Annotated in this window: 20 protein-coding genes; 2 read left to right on the forward strand and 18 right to left on the reverse strand. The window is 71.5% G+C overall.

Annotation, left to right across the window (positions count from 1 at the left end; all coding sequences use genetic code 11):
* The 11 genes from FGW31_RS09620 to FGW31_RS09670 form a co-directional block, all read right to left on the reverse strand.
* Nucleotides 1-982 (reverse strand): hypothetical protein (locus tag FGW31_RS09620; protein WP_142192961.1); only part of this gene is annotated, 982 nt, incomplete at its 3' end.
* A gap of 119 nt (nt 983-1,101) precedes the next feature.
* Nucleotides 1,102-2,706, reverse strand: coding sequence for a citramalate synthase (gene cimA, locus FGW31_RS09625; RefSeq protein ID WP_142192962.1), 1,605 nt, complete (start codon nt 2,704-2,706; stop codon nt 1,102-1,104).
* Nucleotides 2,707-3,024: 318 nt separating this feature from the next.
* Complete coding sequence (locus tag FGW31_RS09630) at nt 3,025-3,624, reverse strand: TetR/AcrR family transcriptional regulator (RefSeq protein WP_142192963.1); 600 nt, start codon at nt 3,622-3,624, stop codon at nt 3,025-3,027.
* A gap of 17 nt (nt 3,625-3,641) precedes the next feature.
* Nucleotides 3,642-4,679, reverse strand: coding sequence for an agmatine deiminase family protein (locus FGW31_RS09635; RefSeq protein WP_142192964.1), 1,038 nt, complete (start codon nt 4,677-4,679; stop codon nt 3,642-3,644).
* Between the two features lie 9 nt (nt 4,680-4,688).
* Nucleotides 4,689-6,362: an urease subunit alpha gene (locus tag FGW31_RS09640; protein ID WP_142192965.1), complete on the reverse strand. Its 1,674-nt coding sequence runs from the start codon at nt 6,360-6,362 to the stop codon at nt 4,689-4,691.
* Nucleotides 6,359-7,039 carry an urease subunit gamma gene (gene ureA / locus FGW31_RS09645; RefSeq protein WP_142192966.1) on the reverse strand — a complete coding sequence of 227 codons (681 nt, stop codon included), beginning with the start codon at nt 7,037-7,039 and terminating at the stop codon, nt 6,359-6,361. Before ureA ends, FGW31_RS09640 begins: the two co-directional genes overlap by 4 nt.
* Nucleotides 7,040-7,253: 214 nt before the next feature.
* Complete coding sequence (locus tag FGW31_RS09650) at nt 7,254-8,342, reverse strand: branched-chain amino acid aminotransferase (protein WP_142192967.1); 1,089 nt, start codon at nt 8,340-8,342, stop codon at nt 7,254-7,256.
* A 249-nt stretch (nt 8,343-8,591) separates the two neighbouring features.
* Complete coding sequence (locus FGW31_RS09655) at nt 8,592-9,635, reverse strand: 3-isopropylmalate dehydrogenase (RefSeq protein ID WP_142192968.1); 1,044 nt, start codon at nt 9,633-9,635, stop codon at nt 8,592-8,594.
* Nucleotides 9,636-9,700: 65 nt separating this feature from the next.
* On the reverse strand, nt 9,701-9,832 hold the full coding sequence (locus tag FGW31_RS35935; RefSeq protein WP_142192969.1) for a hypothetical protein: 132 nt from the start codon (nt 9,830-9,832) through the stop codon (nt 9,701-9,703).
* Between the two features lie 303 nt (nt 9,833-10,135).
* Complete coding sequence (pruA, locus tag FGW31_RS09665; protein ID WP_142192970.1) at nt 10,136-11,767, reverse strand: L-glutamate gamma-semialdehyde dehydrogenase; 1,632 nt, start codon at nt 11,765-11,767, stop codon at nt 10,136-10,138.
* Nucleotides 11,768-11,801: 34 nt separating this feature from the next.
* Nucleotides 11,802-12,728 (reverse strand): proline dehydrogenase family protein, encoded by a 927-nt coding sequence (locus FGW31_RS09670; protein ID WP_142192971.1) that lies wholly within the window; start codon nt 12,726-12,728, stop codon nt 11,802-11,804.
* 138 nt (nt 12,729-12,866) lie between these two features.
* Here FGW31_RS09670 and FGW31_RS09675 point away from each other — a divergent pair, with 138 nt between their 5' ends.
* The gene (locus FGW31_RS09675; RefSeq protein WP_182674845.1) at nt 12,867-14,102 is read left to right on the forward strand and encodes a PucR family transcriptional regulator; all 1,236 of its coding nucleotides are present in this window, start codon (nt 12,867-12,869) and stop codon (nt 14,100-14,102) included.
* Here the strand turns inward: FGW31_RS09675 and FGW31_RS09680 are convergent.
* Complete coding sequence (locus FGW31_RS09680; RefSeq protein ID WP_142192973.1) at nt 14,083-14,676, reverse strand: TetR/AcrR family transcriptional regulator; 594 nt, start codon at nt 14,674-14,676, stop codon at nt 14,083-14,085. The two genes, FGW31_RS09675 and FGW31_RS09680, sit on opposite strands and share 20 nt — an antisense overlap.
* A gap of 97 nt (nt 14,677-14,773) precedes the next feature.
* Here FGW31_RS09680 and FGW31_RS09685 point away from each other — a divergent pair, with 97 nt between their 5' ends.
* Nucleotides 14,774-16,339, forward strand: coding sequence for an MFS transporter (locus tag FGW31_RS09685; RefSeq protein ID WP_142192974.1), 1,566 nt, complete (start codon nt 14,774-14,776; stop codon nt 16,337-16,339).
* 56 nt (nt 16,340-16,395) lie between these two features.
* On the opposite strand, the gene serA is transcribed toward FGW31_RS09685, so the two are convergent.
* The 6 genes from serA to FGW31_RS09715 all read right to left on the reverse strand — a co-directional run bounded on the left by serA (nt 16,396) and on the right by FGW31_RS09715 (nt 26,406).
* Nucleotides 16,396-17,997, reverse strand: coding sequence for a phosphoglycerate dehydrogenase (gene serA, locus FGW31_RS09690; protein WP_142192975.1), 1,602 nt, complete (start codon nt 17,995-17,997; stop codon nt 16,396-16,398).
* A gap of 265 nt (nt 17,998-18,262) precedes the next feature.
* On the reverse strand, nt 18,263-19,261 hold the full coding sequence (ilvC, locus tag FGW31_RS09695) for a ketol-acid reductoisomerase (RefSeq protein WP_142192976.1): 999 nt from the start codon (nt 19,259-19,261) through the stop codon (nt 18,263-18,265).
* Between the two features lie 161 nt (nt 19,262-19,422).
* Nucleotides 19,423-19,947: an acetolactate synthase small subunit gene (gene ilvN / locus FGW31_RS09700; protein ID WP_030216544.1), complete on the reverse strand. Its 525-nt coding sequence runs from the start codon at nt 19,945-19,947 to the stop codon at nt 19,423-19,425.
* Nucleotides 19,948-19,968: 21 nt separating this feature from the next.
* Nucleotides 19,969-21,819, reverse strand: coding sequence for an acetolactate synthase large subunit (locus FGW31_RS09705; RefSeq protein WP_142192977.1), 1,851 nt, complete (start codon nt 21,817-21,819; stop codon nt 19,969-19,971).
* A 230-nt stretch (nt 21,820-22,049) separates the two neighbouring features.
* The gene (locus FGW31_RS09710; RefSeq protein WP_182674842.1) at nt 22,050-25,043 is read right to left on the reverse strand and encodes an EAL domain-containing protein; all 2,994 of its coding nucleotides are present in this window, start codon (nt 25,041-25,043) and stop codon (nt 22,050-22,052) included.
* A 412-nt stretch (nt 25,044-25,455) separates the two neighbouring features.
* A complete protein-coding gene (locus tag FGW31_RS09715) occupies nt 25,456-26,406 on the reverse strand; it encodes a 2-hydroxyacid dehydrogenase (RefSeq protein WP_142192978.1) in 951 nt (316 codons plus the stop codon).
* Nucleotides 26,407-26,440: the final 34 nt, after the last annotated feature.

A 26,440-nucleotide genomic window follows, 5' to 3' on the forward strand; every position in this document is an offset into this window, starting at 1 on the left:
GCCGCTGGGCGCCGCCCGGTGGCGTCCAGGTCTCGTCGGCGACCGACGGGCCGTGGCGCGGGTCGAAGAAGCACGGCGGGCGCCGCTCCGGCAGCGGGCGGCCCTCGCGGCGCGCGGCGAGGCTCGCCAGCGCGAAGCGCCCGTCCTCGACCGCCTGGGTGACGGCCCGGACGTCCTCCGGCCTGCCGGCCTCGGCCATCAGCCGCTTGGACTGCTCGTAGGCGTCCAGGGCACGCTCGTAGTCCGCGCGCATCGCGTCGTCGGCGCCGGGTTCGGCGGGATGGAAGTCGAGGCGGTCGAGTTCCTCGCCGAACGCGGTGATGTCCTCGTCCACCTCCACCCGCAGCTTCTCCAGCGCGGCCCGCTGCTCCTCCTCGTGGCGCCGCCGGTTGCGGCGGGACAGGGCGTAGACGCCCGCGCCGCCGGCCGCCAGCAGGGCGCCGACGGTGACCAGCCCGCCGACGGGAACGTCCCCGCCGCCTCCGTCGCTCCAGGAACCCGGCGCCGAGCCGCCGGTGTTGCGCAGCGCGTCGTCGACGAAGTCGTTCAGCTGGGCCTTGGCGTCACCGGCGCCCTGCACGGCAGTGACCAGGTTCCGTACGCCGTCGCGGCTCAGCACGCTGCTGTCGGCGCGCGCGTCGAACACGTCGCCGAGCCGGATGCCGTACAGACCGGTGACGCCGGTCTCGGTGCGCAGGTTCCGGAAGAGGTCCTGCGTCGGGTAGTCCGCCGGGAGGACCGCCACGAAGACCGGTTTGTCCGCGTCCTCGATCTTGTCGGCGAGCGCCTCGGCGTCGGACGGGGCGAGGATGTCCTCGGCCTCCGGGTCGACGTAGACGGGACTCTCGCGCAGTTCCTCGGCGACGACGGAGAGGTCGGTGGCCGCCTGCGCACCGGGCGCACCGGCCATCAGGACCGCCAGCACGGCGGTCATCGGCACGATCAGCAGGCGTACGAGGGTACGCGGCAGCGCGTCCTTCATACGTTCGAAGCTACCCGAAATATGACGCAAGCGGACATTCTGGGCGGCAGGGGTTTCCGTGGAGGACCCTGCCGCCCGACCGCCGCAGGTGTCCGGCCGGGTGGCCGGAGCGTGCCGGCCTAGGCCGCCGGTTCGACTCCGGCGCGCAGCAGCCCGTACGTGTAGGCGTCCTCCAGGGCCTGCCAGGACGCGGCGATGACGTTGTCCGCGACGCCGACCGTGGACCACTCCCCCGCTCCGTCGGAGGTGGCGATCAGGACCCGGGTCGTGGACTGGGTGCCGTGCTTGCCCTCCAGGATGCGGACCTTGTAGTCGACCAGCTCCAGCTTGGCGAGCTGCGGGTAGATCTTCTCCAGGGCGACGCGCAGGGCGCGGTCCAGGGCGTTGACCGGTCCGTTGCCCTCGGCGGTGGCGACGATGCGCTCGCTCTTGGCCCAGAGCTTGACCGTGGCCTCGTTGGCGTGGCTGCCGTCGGGGCGGTCCTCGACGATCGCGCGCCAGGACTCGACGTCGAAGTACTTCAGCGGCCTGCCCTCGGCCTCCGTGCGCAGCAGCAGCTCGAAGGAGGCGTCGGCGGCCTCGTAGGTGTAGCCCTTGAGCTCGCGCTCCTTGACCCGCTCGACGACCCGGCCGACCAGCTCGCGGTCGCCGCCGAGGTCGATGCCGAGTTCCTTGCCCTTGAGTTCGATGGAGGCCCGGCCGGCCATGTCGGAGACCAGCATCCGCATGGTGTTGCCGACCCGCTCGGGGTCGATGTGCTGGTAGAGGTCCGGTTCGACCTTGATCGCGGAGGCGTGCAGTCCGGCCTTGTGGGCGAAGGCGGAGACGCCCACGTAGGGCTGGTGCGTGGAGGGGGTGAGGTTGACGACCTCGGCGATGGCGTGCGAGATGCGGGTCATCTCGCGGAGCCGGCCCTCGGGCAGGACCTTCTTGCCGTACTTGAGTTCCAGGGCGGCGACGACCGGGAACAGGTTGGCGTTGCCGACGCGCTCGCCGTAGCCGTTGGCGGTGCACTGCACGTGGGTGGCTCCGGCGTCGACGGCGGCGAGGGTGTTGGCGACCGCGCAGCCGGTGTCGTCCTGGGCGTGGATGCCGAGCCGGGCGCCGGTGTCGGCGAGCACGGTGGCGACCACGGCCTGGATCTGCGCCGGGAGCATGCCGCCGTTGGTGTCGCACAGGACGACGACGTCGGCGCCGGCCTCGGAGGCGGCGCGCACGACGGCCTTGGCGTACTCGGGATTGGCGCGGTAGCCGTCGAAGAAGTGCTCGCAGTCGACGAAGACCCGGCGGCCCTGTCCCTTGAGGTAGGACACGGTGTCGCGGACCATCGCCAGGTTCTCGTCCAGGGTGGTGCGCAGGGCGAGTTCGACGTGGCGGTCGTGGGACTTGGCGACCAGCGTGATCACCTGCGCGCCCGAGTCGAGGAGCGCCCTGACCTGCGGGTCCTGCTCGGCGGTGGCGCCGGCGCGGCGGGTGGAGCCGAAGGCGACCAGCTGGGCGTGCCGGAACTCGATCTCCTGCCGGGCGCGGGCGAAGAACTCGGTGTCCCGCGGGTTGGCGCCGGGCCAGCCGCCCTCGATGAAGCCCACGCCGAACTCGTCCAGGTGCCGTGCGATGGCGAGCTTGTCGGCCACCGTGAGGTTGATCCCCTCACGCTGGGCGCCGTCGCGCAGGGTGGTGTCGAAGACGTGGAACGAGTCGTCGAGCTCGCTGGTTGCGGTCATGGTCTGAAGGCTCCTGTGTTGGATCTCGGTCTACCGGAATGACCGGCTCCACCGTCCCCCCATGGTCCCTCGCGCCCGGTCCCCGGCTGCGGGTGGGCCAGGAAACGAAAAAACCCCTCGCGGGTGCGAGAGGTCTGCGCGCGGGTCGAGGACGACGGTGTCCGCCCGTACGGTGTCGTACGGGCGGTCACTGCGGACCGGCGCGCCTGCTGCCAATAATCATGGCGAACGAGAGCACGGGAGAAGTGTGTCACAAGCGGCCCGGCTGCCGCCCTCCGTCTCAGGATGCGGGCGGCACGCCGGGACGCGGGCGCCGGTTCAGGCGTCCGCGAGGAGGGTTTCGGCGAGGAACTCCCGTACGTGCCCGAGGACCTGCGGCCGGTCGGCGCCGCGCAGGCCGATCGCCACGTGGATGGAGAGGCCGTCGAGCAGGGCGCGCAGCCGGGCGGCGTAGCGGTCGGGGTCGACGCGGCGGAACTCGCCGTGGGAGACGCCTTCGGCGAGCAGCGCCACCAGGTCGCGGTGCCAGGCGCCCTCGATGGCGGCCTGCCGGTCGCGCGCGTCGGCGTCGGCGTTCTGCGAGCGGTTCCAGACCTCCAGCCACAGCGTCCAGTGCGGGTCACGGTGGCCGTCGGGCACGTACAGGCCGACGTAGGCGTCGAGGCGCTCGCGGGCGGTGGCGGGGCGGGCGAGCAGCCGGGAGCGTTCGGCGCCGAGGCGCTCCTCGCTCCATTCCAGGGTCCGCAGCAGCAGTTCGTCCTTGGAGCGGAAGTAGTAGACGAGGTGTCCGCTGCTCATGCCGACCTCGTGGCCGAGCGCGGCCATGGTCAGCCGCTCCAGGCCGCGTTCGGCGATCATCGCCATGGCGGCGGCGAGCACGTCCTCGCGCGGCGGTGCCTGTCTGCGTCCTCCCGCCATCCCGCTGCCCGCTCCCGCTAGATCCTCGGCTGCTGCTGGGTGATGCAGTGGATGCCGCCGCCACCCGCGAAGATCGTACGCGCGTCGACGGTCGTCACCGTGCGCCCGGGGTACAGGCGGCGGAGGATGCCGGCGGCGATCTCGTCGCGCGGGTCGTCGAAGGCGCACAGCACGACGCCGCCGTTGCAGACGTAGTGGTTGATGTAGGAGTAGTCGGCCCAGTGGCCGTCGGCCTCCAGGACGGTCGGCGCGGGCACCTCGACCACCTCCAGGCGGCGGCTGCGCGCGTCCGTCTGCGACCGCAGCAGTCCGATGACCTCCTCGCTCACCTCGTGGTCGGGGTGGGCCGGGTCCGGCTGCCGGTGGGCGACGACCACGCCGGGCCCGGCGAACGCGGCGACGATGTCGACATGCCCGAGGGTGCCGAAGCCGTACGGGGGATGGTCGGCGGTGAGGCCGCGCGGCAGCCAGATCGCCTTGCGGGTGCCGAGCTGGGCGTGGATCTCCGCCTCGACCTGCTCCTTCGTCCAGCCGGGGTTGCGTTCGGGGCCGAGCTGCACGGTCTCGGTGAGCAGCACGGTGCCCTCGCCGTCGACGTGGATCCCGCCGCCCTCGTTGACGAGCCGCGAGCTGTACGTCCGTGCCCCGGCGAGGTCCGCGACCTGCGCGGCGATCTTCGCGTCGTGCTCCCAGCGGGCCCACTCCTGCGCGCCCCAGCCGTTGAACGTCCAGTCGACGGCGGCGAGTCGTCCGCGGCCGTCGGTCAGGAACGTCGGCCCGGTGTCGCGCATCCAGGCGTCGTCGAGGTCCCGCTCGACGGTGTCCACGTCCGCGCCGAGCAGGGCGCGTGCCCCGGCCGACCGGCCGGGCCCGCACACCACGGTGACCGGTTCGAAGCGGCGCACGGCGCGGGCCACGGCCGCCCAGGCGGCGCGGGCGGCGGCGAGTTCGGCGGCGTCGGCGAAGGTGTCGTTGGGTTCGGGCCAGGCCATCCAGGTGCGTTCGTGCGGCGCCCATTCGGCGGGCATGCGGAAGCCGTCGGCGGCTGCGGACATGGTGGTTCCTCAGAGGAAGTAGAGACGGTTCAGGGAGACGGAGTCGGCCGGTTCGGAGCGGAGCGGTTCGCCGTCGAGGGTGACCAGGCCGGTGCGCCGGTCGACGTCGACCTGTCCGGTACGGGAGTTGAGCCGCAGGTCGGCCGGGCCGATGCCGCGCGTGCCGCGCACGGCGACCCGGCGGCGGCGGGTCGGCATCCGGTCGCCGCCCCGGTCGAGGGCGGCCCGCGCGACGAACGCGACGGAGAGGTCGGCGGGCGTGGCGCCGTGCGCGCCGAACTGCGGCCCGAGGACGAGGGGTTCGCAGGTGTCGGTGGCGGCGTTGGGATCACCGGTCACGCCGTAGGCGGGGAAGCCGGACTTGAGGACGAGCTGGGGTTTGGCGCCGAAGTACTCGGGGCGCCACAGCACGATGTCGGCGAGTTTGCCGACCTCGACGGAGCCGACCTCGTGCGCGAGGCCGTGGGCGATGGCGGGGTTGATGGTCAGCTTGGCGATGTAGCGCAGGACCCGCTCGTTGTCGTGGTCCGCGTCCGGCGCGCCGAACTCGGCCTTCATCTTCCCGGCCATGGCGAAGGTGCGGCGGACGGTCTCGCCGGCGCGGCCCATGCCCTGCGCGTCGGAGGAGGTGATGCCGATGGCGCCCAGGTCGTGCAGGACGTCCTCGGCGCCCATGGTCCCGGCGCGGATGCGGTCGCGGGCCATCGCGGCGTCGCCGGGCAGGTCGGTCTTCAGGTCGTGGACGGAGACGATCATGCCGTAGTGCTCGGCGACGGCGTCCCGGCCGAAGGGCAGGGTGGGGTTGGTGGAGGAGCCGATGACGTTCGGGACGCCGGCCATCTTCAGCACGTTGGGGACGTGTCCGCCGCCGCAGCCCTCGATGTGGAAGGCGTGGATGGTGCGGCCCTCCAACACGCGCAGGGTGTCCTCGACGGACAGGCACTCGTTCAGTCCGTCGCTGTGCAGGGCGACCTGCACGTCGTGCTCCTCGGCGACGCGCAGCGCCGTGTCCAGCGCCCGGGTGTGGGCGCCCATGTCCTCGTGCACCTTGAAGCCGGACGCGCCGCCCTCGGCGAGCGCCTCGACCAGCGGCGCCGGGTGGGAGGACGAACCGCGGCCGAGGAAGCCGATGTTGACGGGCCAGGCGTCGAAGGCGTTGAACGCGTGCCGCAGCGCCCAGGGCGAGTTGACGCCGACGCCCCACACCGGCCCGAACTCCTGCCCGATGATCGTGGTCACGCCGGAGGCGAGCGACGCCTCCATGATGCGCGGCGACAGCAGGTGGACGTGGGTGTCGACCGCGCCGGCGGTGGCGATCAGGCCCTCGCCGGACACGATCGAGGTGCCCGTGCCGACGACGACGTCGACCCCGTCGAGGGTGTCCGGGTTGCCCGCGCGTCCGATTCCGCTGATCCGGCCCTCGCGGATGCCGATGGACACCTTGCGGACGCCCTGCACGGCGTCGATGACGACGACGTTGCTGATGACGACGTCGCAGGTCTCGCGGACGGCGGCGGCCTTGAGGTGCAGTCCGTCGCGGGCGGTCTTGCCGAAGCCGGCGAGGAACTCGTCGCCGGGACGCTGGGCGTCGGACTCGACGCGGATCACCAGTCCCGAGTCGCCGAGGCGGACACGGTCGCCGGCCCGGGGGCCGTGGGTGGCGGCGTACTCGTACGGGTTCACCGGGCGGCTCCCAGGTATCCGCAGGCGGCGGCCCGGCGCAGGGCCTCTTCCTTCGCGCCCGGCGCGTCGAGCGGGCCGTCGACGAGTCCGGCGAACCCGATGGCGATCCGCTCGCCGCCGAACGGCAGCAGCCCGACCTCCACGGTCTCGCCCGGTCCGAAGCGCACCGAGGACCCGGCGGGCACGGCGAGGCGCATCCCGTAGGCCGTGGAGCGGTCGAAGTCGAGCCGCGGGTTGGCCTCGAAGAAGTGGAAGTGCGAGGTCACGGACACCGGCACGGTCGCGGTGTTGGTGACGGCCATCCGCACGGCCGCCTCGGGCCCGGTGCGGCCGGGCCCCGGCAGCAGTGCGCCCGGGCCCCGCTCGCCGAGTCCGCCGCCGATGGGGTCGGTGACCACCGCGAGCCGTGAGCCGTCGTCGAAGACGGCCTCGACCTGGACCTCGGTGACCACGTCCGCGACGCCCGGCAGGACGTCGTCCGGACCCAGCACCGAGCGGGCGCGCTCGATCGCCTCGGCCAGCCGGGCGCCGTCGCGCGCGGCCTCGCACACCGTGTCGGCGACGAGCGCGGTCGCCTCCGGCACGTTGAGCCGCAGGCCGCGCGCCCGTCGGGCCCGGGCCAGTTCGGCGGCCGAGAACAGCAGCAGCCGGTCGCGCTCGGTGGGCGTCAGCCGCACGGGAGCACCTCCTCGCCTTCGAATGACGTTTGAGCGTCACTCTAAACCGAGGATGTCGAGGTGCCAATAGACCGGCGGCAGGTTATTGAGCGTCACTCAAAAAGACGAGGTACCCATCGAGGTCCGCTCGAGCATGCCGGGTCGGCGGAACGCGTCAGGGCCGCCCCCGACGCGAGTCGGGAACGGCCCTGACGGACGGCCGGTGGGACGAGGATCAGCCGAGCCGGTGCATCCAGCCGTGCTTGTCCTCGGCGGTGCCGCGCTGGATGTCGAGGAGGGCACGACGCAGCCGGAGGGTGACCTCGCCGGGCTCGCCGCCGCTCTGCCGCCACTCGGCGCCGGCCCGCTTGACCGTGCCGACCGGGGTGATGACGGCCGCCGTGCCGCAGGCGAAGACCTCGGTGAGGGTGCCGTTCTCCGAGTCGCGCTGCCACTGGTCGACGGAGACGCGCTCCTCGACGGCCTCGTAGCCGAGGTCGCGGGCCACGCCCAGCAGGGAGTCGCGGGTGACACCCTCCAGGATGGAGCCGCTGAGGGAAGGCGTGACGATCTTGTCGCCGTACACGAAGTACAGGTTCATGCCGCCGAGTTCCTCGACCCAGGTGTGCTCCACGGCGTCGAGGTAGCAGACCTGGTCGCAGCCCTTGGCGGCGGCCTCGGCCTGGGCGAGCAGGGAGGCGGCGTAGTTGCCGCCGGTCTTGGCGTCGCCCATGCCGCCGGGGACGGCACGGACCCGGTCCTCGGAGACCCAGATGGAGACCGGCTTCACACCGCCCGGGAAGTAGGCGCCGGCCGGGGAGGCGATCACCAGGAACAGGTACTCGTTGGCCGGCTTCACACCCAGGCCGACCTCGGTGGCGATCATGAACGGGCGCAGGTAGAGGGACTCCTCGCCGCCGTGCGCCGGCACCCACGCCTTGTCCTGGGAGACCAGGGCGTCGCACGCCTCGATGAAGGTCTCGACCGGCAGTTCGGGCATCGCGAGGCGGCGGGCGGAACGCTGGAAGCGCTCGGCGTTCTTCTCGGGGCGGAAGGTGGCGACGGAACCGTCGGGCTGGCGGTACGCCTTCAGGCCCTCGAAGATCTCCTGCGCGTAGTGCAGGACGGTGGTGGCGGGGTCGAGGGAGATCGGCGCGTACGGGACGAGCTGGCCGTCGTGCCAGCCGCGGCCCTCGGTCCACTTGATGGTCACCATGTGATCGGTGAAGTGGCGGCCGAATCCGGGGCTGGCCAGGATCGCCTCGCGCTCCGCGTCCGAAAGCGGGTTGGCCGAGGGCTTGAGCTCGATCGTGGGCGTCGTCATGAGTGGTTGTCCTTCACCGGTTGTAGTGACGGGCCGCGCACACGCCCTCACGGCCGGTGGCCAGTACTAGGACGTCCGAGCATTCCCTCATTCCGCGGCTCCGTGTCCGATTATCGCCTGGGGGCGAGGGCGGAAGAAACAGGGTGAATGCGGCCCGTTGGTCGATGGTGGCACCCGGCGGGGACATGCGGAAGCCGCCGGGTGCGGATGCGGCCCGGCGGCTTCGAGAGTGTCGAGGTGCGCGCCGGGTCAGCCGGCTACTCGCGCGGCGAGCGCGTCGCCGATGTCCGAGGTGCTGCGGGCGGGCAGGGCGCCGCGTTCCGCCAGGTCGGCGGAGACGGCGTCCTCGATCCGGGCCGCCTCGGCTTCGTGGCCGAGGTGGCGCAGCAGGAGGGCGACGGACAGGACCGTGGCGGTGGGGTCGGCCTTGCCCTGGCCGGCGATGTCCGGCGCCGAGCCGTGCACGGGCTCGAACATGGACGGGTAGTCGCCGGAGGGGTTGATGTTCCCGCTCGCGGCGACGCCGATGCCGCCGGAGACGGCCGCGGCGAGGTCGGTGATGATGTCGCCGAAGAGGTTGTCGGTGACGATGACGTCGAAGCGGGCCGGGTCGGTGACGAGGTAGATCGTCGCGGCGTCGACGTGGATGTAGTCGGTGGTGACCTCGGGGTACTCCTCGGCCACCTTGTTGAAGGTGTTCGTCCACAGGTGGCCGGCGAAGGTCAGCACGTTGTTCTTGTGGACCAGCGTGAGCTTCTTGCGCGGGCGGGCCTGGGCGCGGGCGAAGGCGTCGCGGACCACGCGCTCGACACCGAAGGCCGTGTTCACGGACACCTCGGTGGCGACCTCGTGCGGCGTGCCCTTGCGGATGGTGCCGCCGTTGCCGGTGTACGGGCCCTCGGTGCCCTCGCGGACCACGACGAAGTCGATCTCGGGCTGGCCGGCGAGCGGGGTGGCGACGCCCGGGAGGAGCTTCGACGGACGCAGGTTGACGTGGTGGTCGAAGGCGAAGCGGAGCTTGAGCAGGAAGCCGCGCTCGAGGACGCCGGAGGGGACCGAGGGGTCCCCGATGGCGCCGAGCAGGATGGCGTCGTGCCGCTTGAGCGCGTCGAGGTCGGCGTCGGTGAGGGTCTCACCGGTGGCGTGGTAGCGCCTGGCCCCGAAGTCGTACTCCTCGGTCTCCAGCTTCACATCCTGCGGAAGGACGGCGGAGAGGACCTTCAGGCCTTCGGCCACGACCTCCTGGCCGATGCCGTCACCGGGGATCACTGCGAGATTGATGCTGCGAGACATGCGGGCACCCTACTCCTCGTCCCACGGGATGACACACACCGTCCGGCATACGGACGCGGGATGGGTCAGTGGCCGGTGGAGCCGCCGTTGTCCCTGCGGTCGAGGGCGCGCTGGAGTGCGGCGGCGGCGTTCTGGCGGTCGGACTCGCTCGTGCGGGCGGTGTGGCGGACGCGGCGGCGGACGGTCGTCTCGGCCATGGGTCATCGACTCCTTCGGCATGCCTGGAGCACGGAAGAGGGGGTGTGTACGAGACGCCGGGTGGGGCGGGGAGCCACGGGCCGCAGGGGTTGCCTGCACGGGCCCGGCTCACGACCGCCATTCGCTTGGTCGAGCGAGACGTTCGGCTCCTACAAAACTAAGGGAGCCCGGAGCATCTGTCTCCACAATTACTCGGACTTCCTACTATCTGAGACGGCGGGCTCTGCCGCACCCCTCCCGCCTGCGGAAACGCCGGACGGGCCAGGTCCGTTGAGACCTGGCCCGTCCGGGACGACAGGGCGTCAGCCCATGTGCGGGTAGGTGTAGTCGGTCGGCGGGACCAGCGTCTCCTTGATGGCGCGGGTCAGGGTCCAGCGCATCAGGTTCTGCGGGGCGCCGGCCTTGTCGTTGGTGCCGGAGGCACGGCCGCCGCCGAAGGGCTGCTGGCCGACGACGGCACCGGTCGACTTGTCGTTGATGTAGAAGTTGCCGGCCGCGTAGCGCAGCTTCTCCATCGTGTACGCCGCCGCCGCGCGGTCGCCCGCGATGACCGAGCCGGTCAGGGCGTAGTCGGACACCGACTCCATCTGCGTCAGCATCTCGTCGTACTTCTCGTCGTCGTAGACGTGCACGGCGAGGATCGGGCCGAAGTACTCGGTGCGGAACACCTCGTTCTCCGGGTCGTCGCACTCGATGACGGTCGGGCGGACGAACCAGCCCTCGGAGTCGTCGTAGCTGCCGCCCGCGACGATGCGGCAGGAGGCGTCCTCCTTGGCGCGGTCGATGGCGGCCTTGTTCTTGGCGAAGGCACGCTCGTCGATGACGGCGCCGATGAAGTTGGACAGGTCGGTGACGTCACCCATCCTGATGCCGTCGACCTCGGCCGCGAACTCCTCCTTGAAACCGGAGTTCCAGATCGACGCCGGGATGTACGCCCGGGAGGTCGCCGAGCACTTCTGGCCCTGGTACTCGAAGGCACCGCGGGTCAGCGCGGTCTTGAGGATCGCCGGGTCGGCCGACGGGTGGGCGACGACGAAGTCCTTGCCGCCGGTCTCGCCGACCAGACGCGGGTAGGTGCGGTACTTCTCGATGTTGGCGCCGACCGTCTTCCACAGGTGCTGGAAGGTCCTGGTCGAGCCGGTGAAGTGGATACCGGCGAGGTCGCGGTGCTCCAGGGCGACCTCGGAGACGGCGATGCCGTCGCCGGTGACGAGGTTGATGACGCCCTTGGGCAGACCGGCCTCCTCCAGCAGCTGCATCAGCAGCACGGCGGCGTGGGTCTGCGTCGGGGACGGCTTCCAGACGACCACGTTGCCCATGAGCGCGGGCGCGGTCGGCAGGTTGCCGGCGATCGCCGTGAAGTTGAACGGCGTGATCGCGTAGACGAAGCCCTCCAGCGGGCGGTGGTCGAGGCGGTTCCACACGCCCGGCGAGTTGGCCGGCGGCTGCTCAGCCAGGATCTGGCGGGCGTAGTGGACGTTGAAGCGCCAGAAGTCGACGAGCTCGCAAGGAGTGTCGATCTCGGCCTGCTGGGCGGTCTTGCCCTGCCCGAGCATGGTGGAGGCGGCCATCGTCTCGCGCCACGGGCCGGCCAGCAGCTCGGCGGCGCGCAGGATGATCGCCGCGCGGTCGTCGAAGGACATCGCACGCCAGGCGGGCGCGGCGGCCAGCGCCGCGTCGATGGCGTCCTGGGCGTCCTGCTGGGTGGCGTTGCGGTAGGTGCCGAGCACCGCGCGGTGGTTGTGCGGCTGGACGACCCGGAAGGCCTCGCCGCCGCCCATCCGGCGCTCACCGCCGATGGTGCACGGCAGGTCGATCGGGTTGTCGGCCAGCTCCTTCAGCTTGGCCTCCAGCCGGGCGCGCTCGGGCGTCCCGGGGGCGTAGCCGTGCACCGGCTCGTTGACGGGGGTGGGGACCTGGGTCACAGCGTCCATGGGTTCCGTAACTCCTTACGTGAGCGGTGTGGTGTCAGCCCTTGGTGACCATCGAGCGGAGGAAGAACCGGAGGTTCGCCGGCTTCTCCGCCAGACGGCGCATGAAGTAGCCGTACCAGTCGGTGCCGTAGGCCGTGTAGACGCGCATGCGGTGGCCCTCGGCGGCCAGCCGCAGGTGCTCGTCGCTGCGGATGCCGTACAGCATCTGGAACTCGTACTCGTCGAGCTTGCGTCCGGCGCGGTGGGCGAGCTCCTGGGCGATGGAGATCAGACGCGGGTCGTGGGACCCGATCATCGGGTAGCCCTCGCCTTCCATCAGCGTCCGCAGGATGCGCACGTACGCCTTGTCGATCTCGTGCTTCTGCTGGTAGGCGACCTCGGCGGGTTCCTTGTAGGCCCCCTTCACCAACCGTACGCGACTGCCGTTCGCGGCGAGGCGGCGCGCGTCCTCCTCGGTGCGGAAGAGGTAGGCCTGGATCACGCAGCCGGTCCGGGGGACGTCCTTGCGCAGTTCCTCGTGGATGGCGAACATCGAGTCGAGCGTGGTGTGGTCCTCGGCGTCCAGGGTGACCGTGGTGCCGATCTCGGCGGCGGCCTCGACGACCGGGCGGACGTTGGCGAGCGCCAGCTCGTGGCCGCCGGGCAGCGCCTGGCCGAACATCGACAGCTTCACCGACATCTCGGCGCGGGCGCCGAGCTCCAGCGGCTTCAGCCGGTCGATCAGCTCCAGGTAGGCGTCGCGGGCGGCGGCCGCCTGCTCCGGGGTCGTGATGTCCTCGCCGACGACGTCCATGGTCAGTTCCAGGCCGTTGCCGGTGAGCTCCTCGATGATCGGCAGGATCTCGTCGACGGTCTCACCGGGGATGAAGCGGTCGACGACCTGCTTGGTCACCGGGGCCGCCGAGACCAGGCGTCGCATCCGGTCGCTGCGCGACGCGGCGAGAATCACGGGACCCAGCACGGGGCACCTCCACAAGCTGCATGAGGCCGCGACCCGACCATTCGGGTACGGCACGGAGAACCACCGTGAAACCTAAGGATCCCCCCGATCGTCGGCCATCGACAGCTGTCACGCATCCGCTCCGAAGATCTCAGACAGATGTATGAAGGGGCCGGGACTTTGCGGCAGAATGCCCGGGTGACGTCGGAATACAGGGATGACTACCAGGAGCTGGTGGACGAGATGTCGGAGCTGCTCGGCGCTCCGGCGACCCTGGAGAACCGCGACTTCGAGCTGATCGCCTTCGGTGCCTACGACAGCGAGGGCGACCTCGATCCGTCCGTGCTGGACCCGGTGCGCACCCGCTCGATCCTGACCCGCCGTTCGACCGCCGCCGTCCGCGCCTGGTTCGAGGGCTTCGGCATCACCCGCGCGACCGGCCCGGTCCGCATCCCGCGCACCCCGGAGGCCGGCGTGCACCGGGGACGGATCTGCCTGCCGGTGCGCCACCGGGGAGTGGTCCTCGGCTACGTCTGGCTGCTGGACTACGAGCCCGGCCCCTCCGAGCAGCAGCTCGCCGCGGCCATGCGGGTGACGGCGCGGATCGGGGCGCTGCTCGCGGACGAGGCGCAGCACGGCGCCGACCTCACCCGGGAACTGCGGGCGGTGCTGACGGCCGAGCGGGACTGGCACCGGGAGATGGCGGTCGCCGAGCTGCGGGCCGCGCTCGGCAGCCGCGCCGAGGGCCCGCACACGGTGGTCTGTGTCGCCCCGTGGCCCTCCGCCGACCCCGACGACGCGCCCTCGGTGCGTACCGTGCCGGGGGCGACGGCGCTGTGCACCCTGCCGTGGGGCGCCACCGCCTCGTCGCTGGCGCTGCTGCTGCGGCTGCGCTCGACGGACGTCCTGGCCCCGGCGACGACGGCGGCCTCGCGGCTGCTGGAGCGGGTGCGCGGGAGCGGTCCGGGCGTCGGGACCGGGCCGGCGGTGGCCGCCGGGGTCGCGGCGGCCCGCACGGGGCTCGCCGACCTGGGCGCGGCCTGGCGGGAGGCGTCCGCCTCGGCGCGGGCGGCGCTGGCCGAGCCCCGGCTCGGGCCGGTCGCCGAGTGGGCGTCGATCGGCCCGTACCGGCTGCTGACCGCGCTGCCTCCGGGGGCCGCCCGCGATCCCGTCGCCGGCCCGCTGTTCTCCCCCGCGTACGCCGAACTCGCCCGCACCGCCGAGGTCTACCTGGACTGCGCGGGCCAGGCCGGCCGCACCGCCGCCGAGCTGGGCGTCCACCGGCAGACGCTGTACTACCGGCTGGCCCGGATCGAGCGGCTCACCGGCCTGGACCTGGACGACGGGGAGGACCGGCTGCTGCTGCACATGGCGCTCAAGGCGCACCGCCTGTAGCGCCGGCGGCCGCGATCAGGCGGCGCAGCCCCTCGGCGAGCTGCCCGGCCTCCGGGGCGGACTTCGGGTCGAACGTCCACTGGGCGATGAGGCCCGTCATCAGGGTCACGTAGAACGCGCCGAGGGTGTCCGCCGTCTCGTCGGACACGTCCTCCTCCCGGCCGCCCATCAGCAGCGGGACCAGGCCGCGTCCGGCCTCGCGCTGCGCCGCCGCCAGACGGTCGCGCACCTCGGGAAGCCGGTCGCCGAGGGCGAGCACCTCCATGCTGAGCCGCCACACCGAGCCGGGCTCCTTCATGGTGCCGATGATGTTGGCCCACACCCGCTCGAAGCGCTCCGTGGAGCCCGGCGCCGTGTCGTCGACCGTCCCGTCGCCATCGAAGGCGTCACCCATGCCCTCGACCAGGGACACGTACGCCTGCGCCAGGAGCGCGTCCTTCGAGCCGTAGTGGTAGCCGATGGACGCCAGGTTGGTGCCCGACTCCTTGACGATGTCGCGGGCCGTCGTGCGGACGAACCCCTTGGCGAGCAGGCAGCGCTTGGCGCCTTCGAGCAGATCCTCGCGGTGTCCCATGGCGCCACACCCTACCCCGGTCCATACAAGCGTCCTAGACGACTGAATTACACACCCGTCCTAGACAAGCGTTTAAGACGTGCGTACATTCACCGCCATGACGAACCCGACCGCCTCACGGCCGGCTCCCACGCGGGCCGGCCGCCGTGAATGGACCGCCCTCGGGGTGCTGATGCTCCCGCTGCTGCTGGTCTCCATGGACGTCTCCGTCCTCTACTTCGCCATCCCCGAGATCAGCGCGGACCTGGCACCCAGCGGCACCCAGCAGCTGTGGATCTTCGACATCTACGGCTTCGTCCTGGCCGGCCTGCTGATGACGATGGGCTCGCTGGGCGACCGCGTCGGCCGCCGCCGGCTGCTCCTCGCCGGCGCGGTGGCCTTCGGCGCCGCCTCCCTGCTCGCCGCCTACGCGGACAGCGCCGAGACCCTCATCGCCGCCCGGGCGGTGCTCGGCATCGGCGGCGCCACCCTGATGCCGTCGACCATGGCGCTGGTCCGCACGATGTTCACCGACCCCGCCCAGCGGGCGAAGGCGATCGGACTGTGGTCCGGAGTGATGGCCGCCGGCGTCGCGCTCGGCTCGGTGATGAGCGGCGTGCTCGTCGAGCACTTCTGGTGGGGCTCGGTCTTCCTGGTCAACCTGCCCGCGATGGTCCTGCTGCTGCTCCTCGGCCCGGTCCTGCTCCCCGAGGCGAAGAACCCCTCCCCCGGCCGGTTCGACCTGCTGAGCGTGCCGCTGTCGATGGCGGCGGTCCTGCCCGTCGTCTACGGGCTGAAGGAACTGCCCTCCGAGGGCTGGAACGTCCGGTACGTCGTGTCCGTCACCGTCGGGCTGCTGTTCGCGGCGCTGTTCGTGCACCGGCAGCGCACGGCCGCGTCGCCGATGATCTCACCGGCCCTCTTCCGCGGGCGCGGCTTCACCCCGGCGGTCGTCCTCAACACCATGGCGGCCTTCGGCATGATGGGCTCGGCCTACTTCACCACCCAGTACCTGCAGTCGGTGCTCGACCGGAGCGCCCTGGAGGCCGCGCTGTGGAGCCTGCTGCCCTCGCTGCCCATCGGTGCCGCCGCGCCGGCCGCCGCGCTGCTGGTGCGGCGGGGCGTCGGCCGGGCGCACATGGTGACGGGCGGCTTCCTCGTCGCGGCGGGCGGCTACGGACTGCTGGCACTCGCCGGCACGGACTCGCTGTGGCTGGTGCTAACCGCGTGCGGAGTGATGGCGTCCGGCATCGTCGCCGTGATGTCCCTGCTCACCGACCTGGCGCTCGGTACGGCTCCGGTCGAGAAGGCGGGAGCGGCGTCCTCGCTGCTGGAGACCGGCACCGAGTTCGGCGGCGCCCTCAGCATGGCCGTCCTCGGCTCCATCGGCACGGCCGTCTACCGTCACGGCGTCCCCGCGGACGCCGCCGCGCCCGCCCGGGAGACGCTGGGCGGCGCACTCGCCGTCGCCGCCGAACTGCCGGGGCGCGCGGGGGACGCCCTGGCGGCGGCGGCACGGGAGGCGTTCACCGACGGAATGCGGTCCGCCGCGATCGCGGCGGCGGTGCTGCTGGCCGGGGCGGCGGCCCTGGCGTCGGCCGGGCTGCGGCGGATCGGGGCACGGGAGGACGCGCCCATGGAAAACGCCGGGCGGGCTGATCGAGTCAGCCCGTCCGGCGTGTGAGGAACGAGCCCGTTCAGGGCGAACGGGGGGATCCGGGGGCGGGGCCCCCGGTCACCTCAGACGAGGTTGACGGAGCGGGCCGACGTCGCGCCGATCTCGTCGGCCAGCTCGGTCAGCACTCCAGCGGTGACCGTGTCGTCGACGGTCAGCACGGCGAGCGCCTCGCCGCCGACCGTGGCACGGGCGACCTGCATGCCGGCGATGTTGACGCCCGACTCGCCGAGGATGCGGCCCACGGTGCCGACGACACCCGGGCGGTCCTCGTAGCGCAGGACGACCATGTGGTCGGCGAGCGCGAGGTCCACGTCGTAGTCGCCGACGGCGACGATCTTCTGGACGTGCTTGGGGCCGGCCAGCGTGCCGGAGACGGAGATCTCCTCGCCGTCGGCGAGGGTGCCGCGCACGGTGACCACGTTGCGGTGGTCGGCCGACTCCGAGCTGGTGGTCAGCCGCACCTCGACGCCGCGCTCCTGGGCGAACAGCGGGGCGTTGACGTAGGACACGGTCTCGTCGACGACGTCCTCGAAGACACCCTTGAGCGCGGACAGCTCCAGCACCTTCACGTCGTGCTGGGTGATCTCGCCGTACACCTCGACGTCCAGGCGGACGGCGACCTCGCCGGCGAGCGCGGTGAAGATGCGGCCGAGGCGCTCGGCGAGCGGCAGGCCCGGCTTGACGTCCTCGGCGATGACACCGCCCTGCACGTTCACCGCGTCCGGGACCAGCTCACCGGCGAGCGCCAGGCGCACCGAGCGGGCGACGGCGATACCGGCCTTCTCCTGCGCCTCGTCGGTGGAGGCGCCGAGGTGCGGGGTGCAGACGACCTGGTCGAACTCGAACAGCGGCGAGTCGGTGCAGGGCTCCTTGGCGTACACGTCCAGGCCCGCGCCGGCGACGCGGCCCTCCTTGAGCGCCGAGTACAGCGCCTCCTCGTCGACGATGCCGCCGCGCGCGGCGTTGATGATGCGCACGCTCGGCTTGACCTTGCGCAGCGCCTCGTCGCCGATCAGGCCGAGGGTCTCGGGGGTCTTGGGCAGGTGGACGGTGATGAAGTCGGAGACCTCGAGCAGCTCGTCCAGCGACAGCACCTTCACGCCCATCTGCGCGGCGCGCGCGGGCTGCACGTACGGGTCGTAGGCGACGACCTTCATGCCGAAGGCGGACATGCGCTGCGCGACGAGGGCGCCGATCCGCCCCAGACCCACGACACCGAGGGTCTTCTCGGCGAGCTCGACGCCCGTGTACTTGCTCCGCTTCCACTCGCCGTTCTTCAGCGCGGCGTTGGCCTGCGGGATGTTGCGCGCGGTGGCGACGATCAGACCACAGGCGAGCTCGGCGGCGGTGACGATGTTCGAGGTGGGGGCGTTGACGACCATCACGCCGGCCTTGGTGGCGGCGGAGACGTCGACGTTGTCGAGGCCGACGCCGGCCCGGGCGACGACCTTGAGCCTGTTCGCGGCGGCGATCGCCTCGGCGTCGACCTTGGTGGCCGAACGGATCAGGATCGCGTCCACATCGGCGATGGCCGGGAGCAGCTCCGCCCGGTCCGCGCCGTTGCAGTGACGGATCTCGAAGTCCGGACCGAGGGCGTCGACGGTGGCGGGCGACAGCTCTTCAGCGATGAGTACCGTAGCTTTTCGGCTGGGGTTCGAGCTCACGTGAGTCCTCACAAGTCCAATGCGGACGGCCGTCCCGACGGCCGCAGGCGGTGAAGAAGTGCTAGCCGCGTGGAAGACGCACGACGCTGTGGGCCTGACGCGTATGTAGTGCAGCAGTGTAGTGGCGCCGAGGGCGTCGTCTTACGCCGCTTTGGAAGGATCACCCGTCCGTGGCAGGACGGGATGGACAACGCCGTACCACCGACGTTACCCCGGGTTCGGCCGAGGGGCCGGAGCAGTCCGCTCCGGCCCCTCGGCCCGAGGCTCACGCCTCTTCGTCGACCCAGCTCATGAGCTTGCGCAGCTCCTTGCCGGTGGTCTCCAGCAGGTGCTCGGAGTCCTGCTTCTTGTACTCGTCGTACTTCTTCAGACCGCCGTGGTACTCGTCCATCCAGTTCCTGGCGAAGGAGCCGTCCTGGATCTCGGCGAGGACCTTCTTCATCTCGGCCTTGGTGGAGTCGTTGATGATCCGCGGGCCGGTGACGTAGTCGCCCCACTCGGCGGTCTCGGAGATCGACCAGCGCATCTTCTCCAGGCCGCCCTCGTACATGAGGTCCACGATCAGCTTCAGCTCGTGCAGGCACTCGAAGTAGGCGATCTCCGGCTGGTAACCGGCCTCGGTCAGCGTCTCGAAGCCCGCCTTGACCAGCGCCGCGGTGCCACCGCACAGCACGGCCTGCTCGCCGAACAGGTCGGTCTCGGTCTCCTCGGTGAAGGTCGTCTTGATGACGCCCGCGCGGGTGCCGCCGATGCCCTTGGCGTACGACAGGGCCAGCGCGAAGCCGTTGCCCGTGGCGTCCTGCTCGACGGCCGCGATGCAGGGAACGCCGCGGCCCTCCTCGTACTGGCGGCGCACCAGGTGGCCCGGGCCCTTCGGCGCGACCATGCAGACGTCCACGCCGGCCGGGGGCTTGATGAAGCCGAAGCGGATGTTGAAGCCGTGGCCGAAGAACAGGGCGTCGCCGTCGTTGAGGTTGTCCTTGATGTGCTCCTCGTAGACCTGCGCCTGGATCGGGTCCGGCACCAGGATCATGATGACGTCGGCCTCGGCGGCGGCCTCGGACGGCGTCACCACGCGCAGGCCCTGCTCCTCGGCCTTGGTCTTGGACTTGGAGCCCTCGTGCAGACCGACGCGCACGTCGACGCCGGAGTCGCGCAGCGACAGGGCGTGGGCGTGGCCCTGGCTGCCGTACCCGATGACCGCGACCTTGCGGCCCTGGATGATGGACAGGTCGGCGTCGGCGTCGTAGAACAGCTCGGCCACTTTGGGTTCTCTCCTTGGGTGCAGGTGTTGCGTCCCACCGTATGACGGTGGGGGGAGGGGAAGGTTTCGGGTCTCGGCATACGGGCGGCCGGTCGGGTCCGGCCGCCCGTTTCAGGTCGTGTGCCGACCGGATCCGGTCGCGCACCGACCGGATCGGCGTCTTACGCCGACCGGTCCAGGGCGCGCAGCGAGCGATCCGTGATCGAGCGGGCACCGCGTCCGATCGCGATCGTGCCGGACTGGACGAGTTCCTTGATGCCGAACGGCTCCAGCATCTTGAGCATCGCGGACAGCTTGTCGCTGCTGCCGGTGGCCTCGATGGTCACGGCCTCCGGCGAGACGTCCACGGTCTTGGCGCGGAACAGCTGGACGATCTCGACGATCTGGGAGCGCGTCTCGTTGTCGGCGCGCACTTTCACCAGAACGAGTTCGCGCTGGACCGCCTGCCCGGGTTCGAGTTCGACGATCTTCAGCACGTTGACGAGCTTGTTGAGCTGCTTGGTGACCTGCTCCAGCGGGAACTCCTCGACGCTCACCACGATGGTGATGCGGGAGATGTCGGGGTGCTCGGTGACGCCGACGGCGAGCGAGTCGATGTTGAAGCCGCGACGGGAGAACAGGGCGGCGATCCTGGCGAGGATGCCGGGGGTGTTCTCCACCAGGACGGAGAGCGTGTGCTTGGACATGATCTCTTCGGTCTCTCTCGCTCAGTCGTCTTCGTTGTCGCCGAAGTCGGGGCGGACGTCCCGGGCGGCCATGATCTCGTCGTTGGACGTGCCGGCGGCGACCATCGGCCACACCATCGCGTCCTCGTGGACGACGAAGTCCACGACGACCGGACGGTCGTTGATCGAGTTCGCCTCCTCGATGACCTTGTCGAGGTCGGCGGGGTCCTCGCAGCGGATCGCGTAACAGCCCATCGCCTCGGACAGCTTCACGAAGTCGGGGACGCGGGTGCCCCGGGCGTCCGGGTTGACGTCGTCGGGCCCGGAGTGCAGCACCGTGTTGGAGTACCGCTGGTTGTAGAAGAGGGTCTGCCACTGGCGGACCATCCCGAGGGCACCGTTGTTGATGACCGCGACCTTGATCGGGATGTTGTTCAGGGCGCAGGTGGTGAGTTCCTGGTTGGTCATCTGGAAGCAGCCGTCGCCGTCGATCGCCCAGACGGTGCGGTCGGGCGCGCCGGCCTTGGCGCCCATGGCGGCCGGGACGGCGTAGCCCATGGTTCCGGCGCCGCCGGAGTTCAGCCAGGTGGCGGGCTTGTCGTACTCGATGAAGTGCGCGGCCCACATCTGGTGCTGGCCGACGCCGGCCGTGAAGACCGTTCCCTCGGGCGCCAGTTGTCCGATGCGCTGGATGACCTGCTGCGGGGAGAGCGAGCCGTCCTCGGGCAGGTCGTAGCCGAGGGGGTAGGTCTCGCGCCAGCGGTTGAGGTCGTTCCACCAGGCGGTGTAGTCGCCGCGGTGGCCGTCGGCGTGCTCCTTTTGGACGGCCTGGATCAGGTCGGCGATGACCTCGCGGGCGTCACCGACGATCGGCACGTCGGCGGCGCGGTTCTTGCCGATCTCGGCCGGGTCGATGTCGGCGTGGACGATCTTGGCGTACGGGGCGAAGCTGTCCAGCTTGCCGGTGACGCGGTCGTCGAAGCGGGCGCCGAGGGCGACGATCAGGTCGGCCTTCTGCAGCGCGGTGACGGCGGTGACCGCACCGTGCATGCCCGGCATTCCCACGTGCAGCGGGTGGCTGTCGGGGAACGCGCCGAGCGCCATCAGGGTGGTGGTGACGGGCGCTCCGGTGAGTTCGGCGAGGACCTTCAGCTCGGCGGTGGCGCCGGCCTTGAGGACGCCGCCGCCGACGTAGAGCACCGGCCGCTTGGCGGAGGTGATCAGCTTGGCCGCCTCGCGGATCTGCTTGGCGTGCGGCTTGGTGACCGGACGGTAGCCGGGCAGGTCCATGACCGGCGGCCAGGAGAAGGTGGTCTTCTTCTGCAGGATGTCCTTGGGGATGTCGACCAGGACCGGGCCCGGGCGGCCGGTGGAGGCGATGTGGAACGCCTGCGCGATCATCCGCGGGATGTCCTCGGCCTTGGTGACGAGGAAGCTGTGCTTGGTGATCGGCATGGTGATGCCGACGATGTCCGCCTCCTGGAAGGCGTCCGTGCCGATCGAGGAGGACACCACCTGGCCGGTGATCGCGACCAGCGGCACCGAGTCCATGTGCGCGTCGGCGATCGGCGTGACCAGGTTGGTCGCGCCGGGTCCCGAGGTCGCCATGCAGACACCCACCTTGCCGGTGGCCTGCGCGTAGCCGGTCGCCGCGTGGCCGGCGCCCTGTTCGTGCCGGACCAGGACGTGGCGCACCTTGCTGGAGTCCATCAGCGGGTCGTACGCCGGAAGGATCGTGCCGCCGGGAATGCCGAATACCGTGTCGGCGCCGACCTCCTCGAGAGAGCGAATGAGGGACTGCGCACCCGTGACGTGCTCGATGGGGGTGGACTGCTGTCCTCCGGATCGGGGCCGCGGCTGCGGGTGATGGGCCCCGGTGGCCTGCTCGGTCATCGGCTTCTCTTCTCGATGCTGAGGGTTTTTGCGAGGTTTGTGCGGGTTACGCGTGCTGCTCGGCAGGTGCCTGTGCAACAAAAAACCCCTCGTGCCGTAAGGCAAGCGAGGGGAGCGCGCCGGGGGGTGGGTCGCTGAGCGATCGGGGCTCAGCGTCAGCCGACGCGCTGTCCAAGTACGAGAATTCGGGTGCGCATGGCACTGACCCTCCCCCCGGCGCGCACCCAGTGTCAAGTGGGTGGGACGGGAGTCTCATTATGTGAGCGCAGTGCCGTGCCGCTCTTGAGCACGGCCGTCACCCCGCCGGAGTACACCCCCGGGCCTCCGCCCACGAACACCGGTTCGGCCGGGCCGTGCGGCAGCGGGACACTCCCCGCGGCCAGGGCTCTGCGCAGCCGGTACTCGTCGAGCGGTCCGGAGAAGGCCGGGCCCTGCCCGTGCGTACAGCCCATCGCGCGCAGGGCGACGACCTGCTCGGGCAGGTCCACGCCGTCGGCCACGGACTGCATGCCGAGGTCGGCGGCGATGCGCAGCAGCCCGCTGGTGATCTTGTGCAGCCGCGCGGACTCCACGACGCCGTCGACCAGGCTGCGGTCGAGCTTCAGTATGTCCACGGGGAGCCGTCGAAGGGCCGTGATGGTGGCGAGTCCGGCGCCGAAGCCGTCGAGGGCGATGCGGACGCCGACCCGCTTGAGCGCGTTCAGCCGGCGCTCCAGCTCGTCGAGGGGGATCCGGGGGTCGGTGTCGGCCAGCTCGACGACCAGCGAGCCGGACGGCAGCCCGTGCCGGGTCAGCAGGGCCTCGATCGAGCCGGGCGGCAGCGACCGGTCCAGCAGCCGACGTGCGCTGAGCCGGACGGCGACGGGTACGGGCAGGCCGGTCGCGTGCCGTTCGGCGGCCTGTTCCACGGCCTCCTCCAGCACCCAGCGGGCCAGCTCGCCGGTCTTCTCGCCGCCCTCGGCGACCCGCAGGAACTCCTCGGGCGTGAAGAACACCCCCTGGGAGGAGCGCCAGCGCGCCATGGCGCAGACCGACGTGATCCGGCCGTCCGCCAGCGCCACCACCGGCTGGTGCAGCAGCGCGAACTCGCCGTGGTGCAGTGCGGCGCGCAGCCGGGTGGCCAGCTCCGCCCTGCGGACGACGTCCTGCTGCATCTGTGGCTTGTACAGCTCCACGCGGCCCTTGCCGCCCGCCTTGGCCCGGTACATGGCGAGGTCGGCGTTGCGCAGCAACTCGCCCGCTCCGAGGCCGGGTTCGGCGAAGGCGACGCCGATGGAGGCGTTGACGCGGACATCGTTGCCGTCGATGGAGTACGGCTGGGACAGCGTGACTCTGAGGCGGTCGGCCAGCTCCAGGATGTGCCGCTCCCGGGCGTCCCGGTCGCGTACGCCGTCACCGACGATCAGGGCCGCGAACTCGTCGCCGCCCAGCCGCGAGGCGGTGTCGCCCTTGCGGACGGCGTCCTGGAGTCTGCGGGCGGCCTGGACGAGCAGTTCGTCGCCTGCCTGGTGTCCGATGGTGTCGTTGACGCCCTTGAAGCCGTCGAGGTCGATGAAGAGCACGGCCGTGCCCCGCAGGGCGGCTGTCCGGTCCGAGGCGCGGCGCCCGGACAGGGCCTGCTGGACGCGCCGGGTGAACAGGGCGCGGTTGGGCAGGTCGGTGAGCGGGTCGTGCTCGGCGTTGTGCTGGAGCTGTGCCTGGAGGCGCACCCGCTCGGTCACGTCACGGCTGTTGAAGATGAGGCCGCCGTGGTGCCGGTTGACGGTCGACTCGACGTTCAGCCAGCCGCCGTCGCCGGAGCGGAAACGGCACTCGATGCGGGTGGTGGGCTCCTCGACGGGGTTGGCGGCGAGGAAGCGGCGCACCTCGTGCACGACGCAGCCCAGGTCCTCCGGGTGGATCAGGCCGGCCAGTTCGGTGCCCACGAGTTCCTCCGCGGGACGGCCGTACACGCCGGCGGCGGCCGGTGAGACGTAGCGGAGGATGCCGCTGGGCGCGGCGATCATGATGACGTCGCTGGAGCCCTGCACCAGGGAGCGGAAGTGGTTCTCCTTCTGCGCCAGTTCCTGGGTGAGGGTGATGTTGTCGAGCAGCATGATGCCCTGGCGCACGACGAGGGCGAGCACCACGGTCCCGCCGGTGAGCAGCACCACGCGGTCGACGCTGCGCCCGTTGAGCACGTTGTACAGGATGCCCAGGGTGCAGACGGCCGCGGCGAGGTACGGCGTGAGCGCGGCCAGGGAGCCGGCGATGGGCCGGGAGGCCGGATACCGGCTGTGCTCCTCGCCGGCTGCGGGCGGGTGGGGGTGGCTCGGGCCGCCGCGGCGTCCGGGCAGGTGCTCGCGCACCACGCGGGTCTGCCCCTCCCGCTCGGGCCGGCCGCCGCGCGGCGCGGTCCAGGGGGCGTAGGCCAGGAGCAGCGAGCCGGCGAACCAGCCCGCGTCCAGCAGTTGCCCGGAGCGGTAGCCGTCGCGCAGCAGCGGGGAGGTGAACAGGGCGTCGCACATGACGGTCAGCGCGAGCGCGCCGATCGCGGTGTTGACCGCGGACCGGTTCACCGCCGAACGCCGGAAGTGCAGCGCGAGCACCATGCTCACCAGCGCGATGTCGAGCAGCGGGTACGCCAGTGACAGCGCGGTGTGCGCGACGCCCGGGCCCTCGGCGTGCGCGGCCTGGGCGAGCGCCAGACTCCAGGCGAGGGTGAGCAGGGAGCCGCCGATCAGCCAGGCGTCCAGGGCGAGACAGACCCAGCCGGCCTTGGTCACGGGCCGTTTGGCGAGCACCAGCAGTCCCACGATGGCGGGCGGCGCGAAGCACAGGAAGAACAGGTCGGCGTAGCTGGGAGTGGGCACCGGGAGTCCGAGGACGACCTCGTACCACCCCCAGACCAGGTTGCCCAGGGACGCCATGGCCGAGGAGAGGCCGAACATCAGCCAGGCGGGCCGGAACCGGGTGTACGGGCTGCGGGCGTAGATCCAGCAGGAGACGGCGGCGGCCGCGGCGGCCGCGCTCAGGCCGAAGTCGCCCATGATCAGCGCGACTTGCCTCGATCCCCAGCCGAACGCTGCGCCGACGGCGTAGGCCGCGCAGACGAGGGCCAGGACGAGTTGCGCGACGGGGCCGGGCCGGCGCTCGGTGGCCGGCTCAGTGGGAGGGAGCGTGCGTGGAGCGGACTGTGCCCGCACCGCTCCCTCCAGCGTGGGCGTGCGGGTGGGCGCGCTCACCGGTCGCTCCCGGGCCGTACCGCTCCGGGATCCCTCAGCCCCCGGTGCACCGGGTGGGCGTGCCGCCTGCGCCCGGCGGCCTGCCGGTGCCGGTGGCCGGACATGCCCGACCGGCCGTGGTGCCGCATGTGGTGGCCCCCGTGGTGGCCGCGGCTGCGCGCGGCCGAGCGCCAGGGTCGTCGCCGACGGTTCCGCCGCATCGGATCGCTCGTCCAGTGGCCGTGCATCACCCGTCGCCCCCCTCACAGTCTCTGTGTCCATCCCTTGCGCCGGTGGTCAACGGCGCAGCCCCTGTCGGGACGATACACCAGTTCCGTCACTCAGGGACATAGGTTCTCTACGCTCCGTGACGATCAACTGATATATGAGTACCCACCGCGCCCGGGGAGTAGCGGACGGTACTCGAAGCGGACTAGTTGCTTTCCGCTCCCGTCACCAGGATCACGTTGCGAAGCTCCTCCTGGTTCACGAAACGGCGCAACTGGTCCACCAGCAAACGCTTCGCGCGCGGCAGGAAGGCGGACGTGGGGCCGCCGACGTGCGGGCTGATGAGCACGCCGGGCGCCCGCCACAAGGGGTGTTCCGCGGGCAGCGGCTCGGGATCGGTGACGTCGAGGGCCGCGCCGATGCGGCCGCTCTCCACCTCGGTGAGCAGGGCCTTGGTGTCGACGACGCCTCCGCGGGCCACGTTGACGAGCAGGGCGCCGTCCTTCATCCGGGCCAGGAACGCGGCGTCGACGAGGTGCCGGGTGGTCTCGGTGAGCGGGGTGGACAGGACGACGACGTCCGCCTCCGGCAGCAGGGCGGGCAGGTCGGTGAGCGGGTGCACGGGACCGCGCTCCGTGGTGCGCGCGGAGCGCGCGACGCGCGCCACCCGCGCGAGCTCGAACGGTACGAGCCGGTCCTCGATGGCCGCGCCGATCGATCCGTAGCCCACGATGAGGACGTTCTTGTCGGCGAGCGCCGGACGGAATCCGCCCTGCCACTCCCCCTTGTCCTGGGCCCGCACGAAGTCCGGGATGCCGCGCAGGGAGGACAGGATCAGGGTGAGGGTGAGTTCGGCGGTGCTGGCCTCGTGCACTCCGCGCGCGTTGCACAGCCGTACGCCGGGCGGCAGGTGGCGCAGGCCGGGCTCGACGTGGTCGGTGCCGGCCGACAGGGTCTGCACGACCCGGACCGAACGCATCAGCGGCAGCGGCCGCACGCCGATCCCCGGCGGCTTCATGTACGGCACGACGTAGAAGGCGCAGTCGGCCGGGTCGGCGGGGAAGTCCTCCTCGCCGTCCCAGTGGCGGTAGCGCGGCCCCTCGGGGAGCCCTTCGATCTCGTCCGGCGGGATGGGCAGCCATACGTCAGCAGTCATGGTCGGGAGGCTAGTTCAGGCGCCCGGGACGGCA

Origin of the sequence: Streptomyces calvus (genome assembly GCF_006782915.1) — a bacterium.
In the GTDB taxonomy this organism is placed as follows: Bacteria; Actinomycetota; Actinomycetes; order Streptomycetales; family Streptomycetaceae; genus Streptomyces; species Streptomyces calvus.